12 protein-coding genes are annotated in these 12,160 nt (G+C 62.2%); 2 read left to right on the top strand and 10 right to left on the bottom strand.

Annotated features, from left to right (window positions below; translation table 11 throughout):
• The 9 genes from M3461_04315 to M3461_04275 form a co-directional block, all read right to left on the bottom strand.
• Positions 1-1,099: L,D-transpeptidase (locus M3461_04315; protein ID MDQ3773639.1), on the bottom strand; the 1,099-nt coding region annotated here is incomplete at its 3' end.
• Positions 1,099-1,311, bottom strand: a complete 213-nt coding sequence (locus tag M3461_04310) for a hypothetical protein (protein ID MDQ3773638.1) — start codon at positions 1,309-1,311, stop codon at positions 1,099-1,101. The genes M3461_04310 and M3461_04315, both read right to left, overlap by 1 nt.
• Before the next feature lie 28 nt (positions 1,312-1,339).
• Positions 1,340-1,603 (bottom strand): hypothetical protein, encoded by a 264-nt coding sequence (locus M3461_04305; GenBank protein MDQ3773637.1) that lies wholly within the window; start codon positions 1,601-1,603, stop codon positions 1,340-1,342.
• A gap of 261 nt (positions 1,604-1,864) precedes the next feature.
• On the bottom strand, positions 1,865-2,365 hold the full coding sequence (nuoI, locus tag M3461_04300; protein MDQ3773636.1) for an NADH-quinone oxidoreductase subunit NuoI: 501 nt from the start codon (positions 2,363-2,365) through the stop codon (positions 1,865-1,867).
• Between the two features lie 736 nt (positions 2,366-3,101).
• Positions 3,102-3,335, bottom strand: a complete 234-nt coding sequence (locus tag M3461_04295) for a hypothetical protein (protein ID MDQ3773635.1) — start codon at positions 3,333-3,335, stop codon at positions 3,102-3,104.
• 278 nt (positions 3,336-3,613) lie between these two features.
• Positions 3,614-3,928 (bottom strand): BON domain-containing protein, encoded by a 315-nt coding sequence (locus M3461_04290; protein ID MDQ3773634.1) that lies wholly within the window; start codon positions 3,926-3,928, stop codon positions 3,614-3,616.
• Positions 3,929-4,305: 377 nt separating this feature from the next.
• Positions 4,306-6,492, bottom strand: coding sequence for a response regulator (locus M3461_04285; protein ID MDQ3773633.1), 2,187 nt, complete (start codon positions 6,490-6,492; stop codon positions 4,306-4,308).
• Positions 6,482-6,943: a response regulator gene (locus M3461_04280; protein MDQ3773632.1), complete on the bottom strand. Its 462-nt coding sequence runs from the start codon at positions 6,941-6,943 to the stop codon at positions 6,482-6,484. The genes M3461_04285 and M3461_04280 overlap by 11 nt, the downstream gene beginning before the upstream one ends.
• Complete coding sequence (locus tag M3461_04275; protein ID MDQ3773631.1) at positions 6,940-8,457, bottom strand: ATP-binding protein; 1,518 nt, start codon at positions 8,455-8,457, stop codon at positions 6,940-6,942. The genes M3461_04280 and M3461_04275 overlap by 4 nt, the downstream gene beginning before the upstream one ends.
• Positions 8,458-8,995: 538 nt before the next feature.
• Here M3461_04275 and M3461_04270 point away from each other — a divergent pair.
• Positions 8,996-9,268: an EF-hand domain-containing protein gene (locus M3461_04270; protein ID MDQ3773630.1), complete on the top strand. Its 273-nt coding sequence runs from the start codon at positions 8,996-8,998 to the stop codon at positions 9,266-9,268.
• Positions 9,269-10,183: 915 nt separating this feature from the next.
• Positions 10,184-10,681, top strand: coding sequence for a PA2169 family four-helix-bundle protein (locus M3461_04265; GenBank protein MDQ3773629.1), 498 nt, complete (start codon positions 10,184-10,186; stop codon positions 10,679-10,681).
• 47 nt (positions 10,682-10,728) lie between these two features.
• Here M3461_04265 and M3461_04260 read toward each other — a convergent pair whose 3' ends face one another.
• Positions 10,729-12,069, bottom strand: coding sequence for a sigma-54 dependent transcriptional regulator (locus M3461_04260; GenBank protein ID MDQ3773628.1), 1,341 nt, complete (start codon positions 12,067-12,069; stop codon positions 10,729-10,731).
• Positions 12,070-12,160 lie beyond the last annotated feature (91 nt).

Here is a 12,160-nt window from a genome sequence, read left to right as displayed (position 1 = left end):
GCAGGTTTTGGGGCGTGCCCGTACCGCGATCGTAAACGTCGGGGTAAAGGTGCAGGACGCCGCCCTCGATCACCTGAGTGTCGTAGTTGATGTCGACCCACACCGGAGGGTCGAGTTTCACTGCCAGACGTGCAGTGTTCATCTTCACGCGCTCGATCCGCTCCTTCGTTACGGGCAGCCTGCGTGCTGCCACGATCTTATCGGCCAGGTCAAAAATGTCCTCCGTCAGCATCCGCACACACCCGTGCGAGACGAGACGACCGATATCAGACGGCTTGGCGGCTTCGTGGACTAAGATCGCTCCGCCGAGCCGGATTTTCACCTTGCCGAGCGGGTTGCGCGGGTCATCAGCCTCAATGCGCTCGCCCGGCTCGACATCTTTGGACTCTTCCACCCATGTGCTGTCGGGCGGCACCCACTCAGGGTTCCAAATGATCTCACTCGCCTTGCGCTCAGCGATCGGCAGAGGGAAGTCCCCGCGTCCGATTCCGATCGGATAGGTCTTGAGCTCCTTGCCGGCTTGCCAAAGCGTCAAACGGAAAGCAGGGGCGTTGATCGTGATCCAAATCCGAGGATCGCCTTCGACAAACGGGCCCTGCTCGATGCGTCCACCGGTCAGCCTGTCTGAACGTGCTGATTCATCAGTCTTCACTGAGCCACCAACGCGGTCGAAAGGGATCTCGCCCGCTAGTGAGCTGATGGCTTCCTCGGTGGCCAATGGCAACGGCTCGGTCTTCTTCACCGCCCCGCCCACGTAGTAGGCCTCCGCCCACACGTCGCCGACAAAATCGGGCCCGGGCCTCCACTCCAGCAAGAACTCACCGCGACCCTCAGCCGGCGCCGCGAGCGTCTTGAGTTCCGCATGACGCTCGACGGCGACCACCGGCTTGTAGAGCAGCTTAACCTTCTCCGCGCCAGGCGCTATCACCGTGAGCTTCACCGTATCCGAAGCGATCAATTTCCACTGGCCCGCGCTCTGCCGAAGCGGCGCAGCTTCAATCCATGGCTCCGGCAAATCCCCCGCTTTATCCATTATCCGGCACGCACTCACCGACACCGCCAGCAGCATCACGACCGACAGCGAGATGACTCTTCCCATCATTCTTGCCTTTGCTCGTCAAGACCGGCTTCAGCCCAGTACCGTGCCATTTGCCGAAAACGGGCGTTTGAAATCCCGCATTCATAGGCACTCAGATCCAACCCCTTGGCCTCGGCCGAAGCGTTGATTTTTGCCTTTGGGCCAACCAATACCGGCACAATAACACCCGCGTCTGTCGCTTTTTTCGCCCCGCGTAGCACGAGTCCGTGCACGGGATGGGTAGTACGCAGGCTCGAACCCTTATGCCGCTTGGGACAGTTTGTCGAGGTGGGACGCCAATGCGGAAAACCCCATGGCTAAATATCGCAATACCGCGGCCAAAAGGTCTCCACCTGGCACTTCGCCCGGCTTGACAACGTATACGGTTCCGCCGTTGAGGTAGGTTTGCACTGCCTCGAGATCGAGCAAGTCCTCATTGTTCGGATGCGCGGCGTCGTGCAGATCGATCACACGTTTCTCCCCATCGAAGGTGCCCCATTGGCGCACTCCTTTGGCGAGAAACAAGGTCTCGATCCGACCATCGACGGCGGCAAGTAAGGCCTCGGTGAGTCGGTTGGAGCTCTTTTCCTGGCTGCCATGGCATAGAACCTCTCTCGCGCTTCGCTGCGTCTGGCATTAAAGCGAGGGCCGACGAGCTGCCACGCTTGCTCGTGCAGCGTTTCACCACCTCGGGTCTCAGGATTGTCCCTAAACCCAAGAGCGCGCCGCACGCGTAACCCATGAAGAGCGCTGGCCGCTATGCCAATGAGGAGTAAAATGACGCAGCTACCGGTAGGGCGCATCAGCGGCACGGTCGGCAGCGATCTGGGGCTCCATCCGATCGCCGATCGCGAGCAAACCATCTTTAGTGATGATCTGATCGCCCCGCTTTTCGTAATGGAACTCGAAGATCCGCGTCAGTACAATCGCATCTACCGGGCATGCCTCCTCGCAAAATCCGCAATAGATGCACTTGAACAAATCGATATCGTAACGTGTGGGGCGCCGCGTTCCATCCATACGCGCTTCGGATTCGATCGTGATGCATACGGCGGGGCACACAGCCTCGCAAAGCTTGCAGGCGATACACCGCTCCTCGCCGTTTGGGTATCGGCGCAGCGCGTGCAGGCCCTTGAAGCGTGGCGATTGCGGCGTCTTCTCTTCCGGATAGTAGACCGTCACCTTGGATCGGAACAGATGTCGCCCCGTTACCCCGAGGCCCTTGAGGAGCTCTAAAAACAGCAAGCTCTTCAAATAATATTGGATCCTTTGTAGAAACCTAGCCATGGAGATACGTCGGCAACCTACATGCCAAGGAGGTTATAGCAGGTAACTTTACGAGCGACAGGTACGGGACACCTTGTGCCGTGGGTGTGGCTCCCTTAATTACGACAGTGCACGTTAGCTCTTGCGGGGGCTGTAGTGGCATCTCCGGTGGGGGCTCAGGCGGAATTTCCAGGGGTGTTGGCGGTGGCGGCTCCTCGGGAGGATGCTCCGGGGGGTATACAGGCGGCTCAAGGGGTGGCGGTTCTTCAGGCGGACGCTCGAACGGTTCCTCCACTGGAGGATTAGGCGGTTGCTGCTGCGGCTCGACCATCATCTTCATCTGACCGTCACTCGGCTAGTGAGCCGGCGATCTCCATTTCTTGGATCTCGATCATTTTATGATCTCAGGCGCCGATTTAGGACGGGGCCGCTGCGCCCTCCTGCAACCGCTTCTCGACGGCGTCCCAGTCGATGCTGGAAAAAAAGGCTCGATGTATTTGGGCCGCTCCGACGGGCCTCGGGGAAGGACTATCGTCCCTCTATCGCGAAGGAAATCCACTAGAGTAGTGACTTGAGGAAGACGCAGCAGGCGGATTATGGGGGGTTGACCGCGGTCGCATTCGGGGGGCCCAGAGCGCGAACTGCGCTGCCTCGCTCCCCCGTCGACCCGGCGTGTGCGCCTAGTTTGTCATAGAGTCGAAAGTGATAGGCAATCAATGATCGGTGATAAGGCTCGGCCGCTGCTCATACGCCGTCGTCACGGTTGCCGCCGGGGGGCTCCGTATTCCTCGAGGTCGATACCGCAGTTCTGGTCGTGATCAAGGAGCGCGAACACCGTGCTCAAACCGGGTACCGCCTCGGCCTCCTGGACATTGATATAGCCATCCTCGTCCTCGTCCGCCCCGGTAAATTCGGGTGGTAGCTCCAGCACCTCTTCTGGTGTCGAGGGCAGAGGCGTTCCCGCCGCCAAGGCCCCCGCCACCAAAGTCATTGTTCCTAAGGCTATCGCCCATCTCGCTAACGTTTTCATGGTCATCTCGAACGCTGTGTCTAATATGCTCTTTACATTGCAGTTGCTGACGCGGTTTTCGTGGAGTTTTCGCAGGGGAGGGCAGCCCAAGGCCCATCCCACCCCTTGAAACGCCACGCCTCCATCGAGCAGATGCATGCCTTAAGCGACTGATGGCTCAGGGCGTAGCCTCCTGTCTTCCACGCCGTGGAAGCACAGAAAGAGGAGACCCGTCTTCTCGCTAATTTGGCGGGCCGCTGTTACTTCAGACGGATATCGTTTGTCACCGCCACGACTCCCGGTACCTTGCTAGCCAGCGCCGCGGCCCGCTGCCGTTCCGCTTCGGTATTGGCGAACCCGCTGAGCTGGACCTCTCCCTTGAAGGTCTCCACATTGATCGCAAGCCCACTGACCGCTGGGTCCTGGAGCAAGGTGGTCTTCACCTTGGTGGTCAGCGTCGTATCATCGAGGTACTCTCCGGTACTTTCCTGTATGGGGGTCCCCGCACATCCGCCGAGTAAGACGACGGCCAGCGCGGCAGCCACTAAACGCTTGTGTTCTGTTCGATTGTTCATGGCAAATCTCCTCCCGGAATCGCTCCGCAGATTCAAGCATCAAATTCACTCCCCGCATCATGGGAGGCTTCTAGCCAGGATGGCAAGCTTCGCAAACCGATGTCCCCTGGCCGCACCCAGGAACGCGCAATCCATGCCGGACCCCTTCGTTCGGGATTAAGGGACATGACTTCAAAGGGTTAAGACTAAGCGTACCGGCAGAAGCGAATGGCAAACGCGGGTAGGCGTCGGTAAGAAATACCAACCAGAGGGAAAGAGTTACAGCGATGGCACGGCTCGAGACGCGAAAGATTTTATCGGCTTTGGCAGTCTTGCCGCCGCGTGCCGGTCCTCACGCGCATCGCCCGGAAACTGTCCAGACCGATCGCGAGGAGTTTTCAGCTCGGGGCCGGCGTCTGAACCGGCTGCTTCACGTTCTCGTTCGCCAGGCTCGCGATGACGCGTATCAGCTCCGCAGGCTCGACGGGCTTCGCCAGGTGCGTCTGGAAGCCCGCGCGTAGCGCGTGTACCCGGTCCTTGGGCTGCACATAGGCCGTGAGCGCGATCGCAGGTACCTGGGCGGACAGCGGTATCCGGTGCTCCTTCTCCAGGGCCCGGAGTTTGCCAATCACCGCATAGCCGTCCAGCTCGGGCATGGCGATGTCGCAGACGAGCACGTGCGGCGGGGTGCTTTCGAGGCCCTCGGCGAGCAATGCGAGCGCCTCGTACCCCGAGCCCGCGGCGCTCACCTCGGCCCCGTGGCGCGCCAGCACCGTGGCCAGGGCCTCGCGCGCATCCTCCTGATCGTCCACCACCAGCACCCGCACACCGGCGAGCGAGGATATCTTCGCGCCGGAGGGCGCGGTCTCATCTTCGGCCTTGCGTCCTCCCTCCGCCGGCGCCGGTGGAACGGACAGAGCCGGGAGGCGCACGGCGCGGATCGGCAGGTCCACGGTGAACGTCGTGCCCCGCCCGGCGCCGGGGCTGTCGACCCCGACGCTTCCCCCATGCAGCTCGACGAGCTCGCGCACCAGAGCCAGTCCCAGGCCCAGTCCCCCATGTCGGCGCCTGCTCGAAATGTCCGACTGGCGGAAGCGCTCGAAGACGAAGGGGAGAACCTCGGGGTCGATCCCCGCGCCCGTGTCACTCACGGCGATCCGCACGTGCGGGTCCACGCGCTCGATGTGCAAATGGACACGACCCCCGCGGGGCGTGAACTTGATGGCATTGGAAAGTAGATTCCAGACGATCTGCTGTAGGCGCCCGGCGTCCCCCGTGATGGGTCCCGCCTTCGGGTCGATGAGCGTGTAGATCTCGACCCCACGGGCCTCTGCGGCCGAGCGCACCACCTCCAGCGCCGCCTCGGCCACAGCCGCGGGGTCGAGGGCTCGGACCTCGAGCTGCAGCTTGCCGCTGGTGATGCGGGCGGTGTCCAGGAGATCATCGATCAGCCGCCGTTGCTGATCGACGCTGCGCTTGAGGAATGCGGTGGCCTTGGCTAGAGTCGCGGCATCCGGGTCGGGTGTGGTCTCCAGGATGTGCAGCCAGGCGACGATCGCGTTCAAGGGCGTGCGTAGCTCGTGGGAGACCAGGGCCAAAAAGTCGTCTTTCGCGCGATCGGCGGCCTCGGCCAGCTCGCGCAATCGACGCTCCTCGGCATACAAGGCCTCACGCTCGATCTCGGCCTCCTTGCGCGCAGTGACGTCCCAGGCCAGACCCAGCGCGTAGAGGCGCTCCCCGTGCTCATCCCGATAGACCCTGCCTCGGTCCGCAAGCCAGCGCACCGTCCCATCCGGCTGGATAATGCGATACTCGTGTACATAGTCCGTGTCTTCCCGGGTCGCGCGGGCCACGGCCTCCGCCACGCGCTCGCGATCGTCGGGATGGACGGCACTCAAAAACTGTTCGTAGTTGGCGAATGAGGACCCGGGGGGCAGACCGCACAGCGCCCCGAGCTGATCGCTATAGACCGCCCACCCGGTTTCGAAATCGCGGTAGTGATAGCCCATCTGCGCGGTGGTCATGGCCAGCCGGAGCCGTTCCTGACTCTCCTTGAGTCCTTCCTCGGCTTGGCGGGAACGGTCTATCGCTGTCCGGAGGGCCGCATTCGCCTGCTCCAGCTCGGTGGTCCGTTCCTGCACCCGGCGCTCGAGAAGCTGGCTGAAATTTGCCAGTGCCTCGCGGTCCCGCTTGCGCTCGAGGGTGTAGCGGATCGCGCGCTCGAGGGCGGCGGCGTCGAGCCGATCCTTCAGGAGGTAGTCGGCCGCCCCCGCCCGCATCGCCTCGACGTCGAGCTCGAAGGCGCTGTAGCCGGTCAACACGATGAAAGGGATCCCGAAGTCCTCGGCCGCCGCCCGGCGTAGGAGGTCGAGCCCGGTGCACTCGCCGAGCCGGTAGTCGAGGAGACACACGTCGTGCGCACGGCGCGCCAGCGCGCTAAGACCGGCCTCATAGCTCGCCGCCCAGTCGAGCTCTACCCGATACCCCGTCACCTCGGCGAGCAGATCGCGGGTGAGACGGTAGTCGTCCTCGTCGTCCTCGACGAGCAGCACCCGGATCGAGGGCGCCGGCGCCTCAGCCTGCATCCGGATCTCCCGGCAGCTCGACGATATCGAGCCAGTACCTCCCCAGGGTCTTGACGACCTTGACCAGGGCCTCGAAGGTTACGGGCTTCTGAATATACGAAGCGGCGCAGAGATCATAGCTGCGGTAGATGTCCTCCTCCTCCTTCGAAGTGGTGAGGACGACGATGCGGATGCGCTTGAGATTCGGGTCCGCCTTGATCTCCGCGAGCGCCTCCCGCCCGTCCTTCTTGGGCATGTTGAGATCGAGGAGGATCAAACCCGGGCGCGGGGCCGCCGCGGGATCGCTGTATCGGCCCTGGTGACGGAGATACTCCATCAACTCGGCCCCGTCTTCGACGAAGCGCAGGTCGTTGCAGAGGTGCGCGTCGCCGAAGGCCTCCCGGGTCATCAGACGGTCGTCCCCATCGTCGTCGGCCATGAGTATCGTGACGGATTTTCCCTGTGGTCTCATGCCGGGTTCTCCTCCTGTGTGACTGCCAAGGTGACGACGAAGGTGGCCCCCTGCCCGGGGGCACTGTGCGCGCTGATGGTGCCGCCGTGGCGCGTGGCGATCTTGCGACAGATCGCGAGCCCCATCCCCGTGCCCTCGTACTCATCGCGGCCGTGCAGGCGCTGGAACAGGTCGAAGATGCGCTCGCTATAGACCTGCTCGAAGCCGATGCCGTTGTCCTGCACCTGGATCTCGCAGCGGCGAGGGGCGGGTGCGGGGCCCTCGGCGTGCGGGTCGCTCGTGTCGAGCAGCCGGCCCTCGATCCGCACCACGGGTGGCTCACCCTCGCGATGGAACTTGAGCCCGTTGCCGATGAGGTTCTGCAGCAACTGGCGCATCTGTAGCGGCTCGGCCTCGATGGTGGGAAGCGCTCCGACTTCCACGCGCCCGCCCGTCTCGTACATACGTCCCTCCAGATCGGACACCACCTCTCGCGCAACCGCGGCGAGGTCGACCGTCACGAAGGCTCGGGCCTTGGTCGTCACCCGCGAAAAGCTCAAGAGATCGTTGATGAGTCGGCGCATGCGCACCGTGGCGGCGAGCATGCGCGCGAGGTAATCGCGCCCCCGTTCGTCCAGGACCTCATCATACTTGGTCTTCAACAGGCTGCCAAAGGCCTCGATCTTGCGGAGCGGCTCCTGGAGATCGTGGGAGGCGACCGCGGCGAAGTCCTGCAGCTCGCGGTTCGAGGCGTTCAGATCCGCCGTGCGGCGCCTGAGGGTGGTGGCCATGGTGTGAAAGGCCTGGTCCACGCGGGCGATCTCGTCCTCGCCACCGAGCGCCGGGAGCGGCTCCTCACCCTCGGCCAGGCGCTTTGTGTTTTGCACCATGGCGTTAAGACGCCGGCTGACCCCCCGGCTGAAGGCATAGGTCACTCCCAGGCCGAGGAGGAGGCTCGCCACTGCCCCCGTGCCCAGCCACCAGTCCTCGATCAGCCACCGCTCTTCCACCGCTAGGTCGCGCGCCCTGTCCAGCTCGCGCTGCCGCTGCAAAAACGCATCGAACTCCTGGCGCAGGTCGTTCATGCGTTCCTGGCCGGTGAGGGCCTTGATCGCGGCGACCGCCTGCTCCGGCTTTCCGGCCTGCATGAAACCGTTGAGCTCGCCGAGGAAGCCGAGCAGCGTGCTCGCGTCATCGGCTATCCGGGCGACGCGCAACCGTTGTCCGGGGTCGCGGAGCCGGCGTTGTAACGCCGCGATCTTCCGGGGCAGGACCCGGACGGCCTCCTCATAGGCCTGGGCGAAGGCGGGGTCGCCGGTGATCACGAACCCGCGCATATCGTTATGGGCCTCGAGGAGGAGGCGCTGGACGTGCCCGGCCTCGGCAATTACCTCTTTGGTACGGGAGAGCCAGCGGTGGTCCTCCTGGCCTTCCTCGCGGCTGTGGAGGAAGAGACCGATGAATACCGATTGCAACAGTAAGGGGATCGCGATGAGGACCACCCCCTTCTCGAACATGGACAGGTGGGCGCGCATCAGTCGCCGACTCGCCAATCGACATAAATAGAAGATTCGGCGGATGGCGTCTGATGCGGTGGCGGCGGTGGGCCCGAGGGTGGTGCATAGCCGTCCACCGGGGTCATCGCCAGAGATCCGATCACGATCCTCACGCACGCCATGGATACCAACGATCGCCGCATGAAATCAAGCGAGGGGCGCAGTCCTTGCCTGTACTCGATCCGGAGTCGCAACCGTGGTTCAAGTCATTGCTTCTCCACAGCGCTAGAAGCGCAAACCTCGCGATCCACTCCCCGAACCGACCACCCGCGCTATCTCCCGCCCTGCAACATTTTCCGTGGACCGGTAATTCTTGCTGATAGACTGCATCCGAAGATAGGGTCATCGCCAGCGATCGAACTGGAATCGCTCAAGCGATCGGACGATATCCTTAGCATTATAAAGGGTAATTTACCCAGTCCAACCGGATCCGGCACGTGCCTTGAACTAGATCGCGATACCGGGCTCGGTCCGGCGTGTTCCATGTGTTTCTCAACACGACGCTACGGAGGTCATCATGAGCAGCAAACCAATCTCGATCCCCGCGGTGCTATTGATGGCCGCTTCAGGCTGGATGGTCCCACCGGCGCAAGCCCTAGACGACCAAACGCCCCTGCCGCCCCCGACCTTCGGGGAGGTCGACGTCGACAGCAATGGATTCATCTCCCCCGGTGAATCCGTGGCCGTGCCGGGTCTGTCCGAAGAGATGAGCCGTCTGGACCAAGACAAAGACGGCCAGATCAGCATCTCGGAGTATGCGGCCTTCCAGCCCAATGCGAGCGGCTCGTAACCAACTCTTAGAGTTAAATTAGAATTAGAGGAAGAATCCGATGAACCAGAAATCGTACCAGCGACTGATCCCTCTGCTCCTGCCACTCTTACTGGCAGCGTGCGAGGACCAGGAAGAAGTGCCTGCGCCTCAGGCGCCAAGCACCGTTCCGGATCCGGCGGCACCGGCCACGCCTACGCCGCCGTCAACCCCCCCGCCGGGTCAGTAGCAGGGGGCCGGTTTCCCTGACAGTGATAAGGGGAGCGCCCGCCCTGCTTGCCTTCAGAAAAAAGGGCGGGCGCTTCTAACCGCACATCGGACGAGGAGCCCATAGCAACGGCTTGGGCTCGGAGATCCTCCTCGCTCGTGCCGCGCCATGCACGCGCCGCCTCAGATTCCGGATCTGGGGTCTTGACCTTAATCCTCTCCACAATCAGTGCTGCTCACGAGCACCGCGCGGGGGCGAATGCGACACCCGCCAGGGGACCGCCTGGGAGGGCGCCTCGGTTGACCATCGCGGGGTGCTGAGGATCAGTTGCGGGGTGGGCCGTCCCGCTTCGACGTTCTAGTCCAGCCAGGCCGTAAACGTTAGGACGGGCCCGCATTTTTTAATGCGATAGCCCAGCGCCTGAATCGAACGCGTTTCGCGCCGTAAGAGTTACCGCATGCTTCTTTTCGACGCTACCTCCTGTAGTAATACCTACAAGGGTACAAGTGATTATTACCCACACCATCCTACCGGGCCGATCTCAGCACCTTGTGGCATCGTGCAACTTACTGAATATAAATGCATATCTATCCAGGACCGGCTATGGCACGGATGTTGAAACATGTACCAATGAACTGAGAACCGACACCCTCGCGTTTTGACCCCTGTAGCCGGGCGTCGGTGCAATGTTCAACCGACTTGTGGAACTCTCCAGTTGGACACCGACAATGAATCAGTTGGACACCGACATGAATCAGTTGGACACCGACATGAATTGGCACGAGATCACCGGTAAGCTTTTGAAAAGGGAATGTTCAGCAGTGGAAACGTATCGACAGGTGTTGCACAAAGCACGGGAAGAATTGGGACAGAACGCGGAGTTTCAAGAACTAGCCACCATCCTTAGCGACCATCAGCAGGCCGCCTCGCGGCTCGAGGCCCAGATCCAGCAGCCGGAACGCAGGGCCGATGGCTTCTTCGGGGGGTGGGGTACCTGGTCCAAGGTCGTCATGGGAGCGGCAAGCATCTTTGGCGATAGCGTGGTGCTCAGGGCCTTGAAGGCAGGTGAAGAGTCCGGCTGTAAGCGTTATCAAGAGGTGCTGGAGGCTACTACCGCCATTCCGGCGGAGCTGAAGCCGCTGTTCCTCGGCCTGCTCGCGAAGCAGCAAGCGCATATACGGACATTGGACGGGCTCATGTCCAAAAGGGTAGGGTTGCCGGTCTAACCAGGCAGGTAGATGTGTATGCCGAGCGCGCTCGCGAGGGACCGGCCTCACTGTTCGGCATACGTACTGAGACGGTTGTAGAGCGTTTTTACGCTGACCCCGAGCAGCTCAGCGGTCTGCCCTTTATTGCCACCGCAGTGCTCCAGCGTAGCGAGGATCAAACGTCGCTCTGCGTCCGCTATCTTCATTCCGACCCGTAGGGCCAAAGCGTCTCCGACAGCGACTGGCGTGGCACCGAGCTCCGGCGTCAGGCAGTGCATATCGATGACCTCCTCGGCCATGATGAAGGCGCGATGAAGCATATTCTTTAGCTCGCGGACGTTGCCCGGCCAATGGTAGCGGCGCAGTTGCTCCACGACCTCCACGGCAAGGGTCTTGGCGGTCGCCTCGCTCTGGTTCATCTCGGCAAGAAAATGGTTCGCGAGCAACTCGATGTCTTCCGTGCGCTCACGCAAGGCGGGTAGACGCAGCGGGAAGACCTGTAGCCGATAGAGCAGGTCTTCCCGAAGCTTACCCTCCGTGACCGCCTCCTCGGGGGGGCGGTTGGTGGCGGCGATCACGCGCACGTCGGTTTCGAAGGGCTCATCCCCGCCGACCCGCATCAAGGTGCCGGTCTCTAGAACTCGCAAGAGCTTCGACTGCAGCTCGATCGGCATCTCCGTGATCTCGTCAAGGAACAAGGTGCCGCCGTCGGCGCGCTCAAAGTAGCCTCTGTGCTGGCGCGATGCCCCGGTAAAGCTCCCCTTCTCATGGCCGAACATCTCGCTCTCGATCAATTGCGGCGAGATGGCACTGCAGTTGACCGGAAGGAATAGCTGCTTCCTACGCGGGCTCAGCTCGTGGATGCTCTGCGCCGCGAGCTCCTTGCCGGAGCCACTCTCACCGGTGATCAGCACCGTGGCTGCTGTCGGGGCAACCCGGGCGATCGCATCGTAAACTCTCTGCATCGCCGCAGACGCGCCTAGTAACCGGCTGAAGTGACCCAGGCTACGGAGCTCTCCATGCAGCCTTCGGATCTCCGCCTTCAGGTCCGCCGGACGCGCTACCCGTGCCAGGATGCCCTTCAGGTGCTTGATGTTGACCGGCTTGATCAAATAATCGGCCGCCCCCAACCGCAGCGCTTCAATCGAGGTTTGCAGGCTCGGCTGGCCGGTCATTAACACGATTTCCGTGGTGCTGCGGGACTCGATGTCCTCAAACAGATCGATACCGTTGCCGTCCGGCAGGTGGATGTCGAGCAGCACTAAATCAGGGCGCCGCGCGGACATCTTCTCCCGGCCCTCTCGTAGCGTGCCCGCCATATCGGTGGTGAATCCTTCGCGGCCGACCAGCTCAGCCAGGGCCTCCAAGGAGGCTTCATCGTCATCGACGAGCAATGCGTGGGACATGGGGTCGTATCTGTAAACGTCGAGATCAGATCGCCGTCAGCAGCGCAGTATGCAAGTATAACTCTTCCAACGGTAACGAGTACTTTCGCGG

This window comes from Pseudomonadota bacterium, from assembly GCA_030860485.1.
GTDB lineage: Bacteria > Pseudomonadota > Gammaproteobacteria > JACCXJ01 > JACCXJ01 > JACCXJ01.
The sequence above is the reverse complement of the archived record's forward strand: the minus strand, read 5'-3'. Positions and strand labels throughout refer to the sequence as shown.

What these genes read in the sequence shown, in the direction of transcription:
- nuoI (MDQ3773636.1), bottom strand. Translation starts at nt 2,365, where the DNA reads ATGGCTAGGTTTCTACAAAGGATCCAATATTATTTGAAGAGCTTGCTG.
- M3461_04260 (MDQ3773628.1), bottom strand. Translation starts at nt 12,069, where the DNA reads ATGTCCCACGCATTGCTCGTCGATGACGATGAAGCCTCCTTGGAGGCC.
- M3461_04285 (MDQ3773633.1), bottom strand. Translation starts at nt 6,492, where the DNA reads ATGCAGGCTGAGGCGCCGGCGCCCTCGATCCGGGTGCTGCTCGTCGAG.
- M3461_04290 (MDQ3773634.1), bottom strand. Translation starts at nt 3,928, where the DNA reads ATGAACAATCGAACAGAACACAAGCGTTTAGTGGCTGCCGCGCTGGCC.
- M3461_04265 (MDQ3773629.1), top strand. Translation starts at nt 10,184, where the DNA reads ATGAATCAGTTGGACACCGACATGAATCAGTTGGACACCGACATGAAT.
- M3461_04295 (MDQ3773635.1), bottom strand. Translation starts at nt 3,335, where the DNA reads ATGACTTTGGTGGCGGGGGCCTTGGCGGCGGGAACGCCTCTGCCCTCG.
- M3461_04270 (MDQ3773630.1), top strand. Translation starts at nt 8,996, where the DNA reads ATGAGCAGCAAACCAATCTCGATCCCCGCGGTGCTATTGATGGCCGCT.
- M3461_04275 (MDQ3773631.1), bottom strand. Translation starts at nt 8,457, where the DNA reads ATGCGCGCCCACCTGTCCATGTTCGAGAAGGGGGTGGTCCTCATCGCG.
- M3461_04280 (MDQ3773632.1), bottom strand. Translation starts at nt 6,943, where the DNA reads ATGAGACCACAGGGAAAATCCGTCACGATACTCATGGCCGACGACGAT.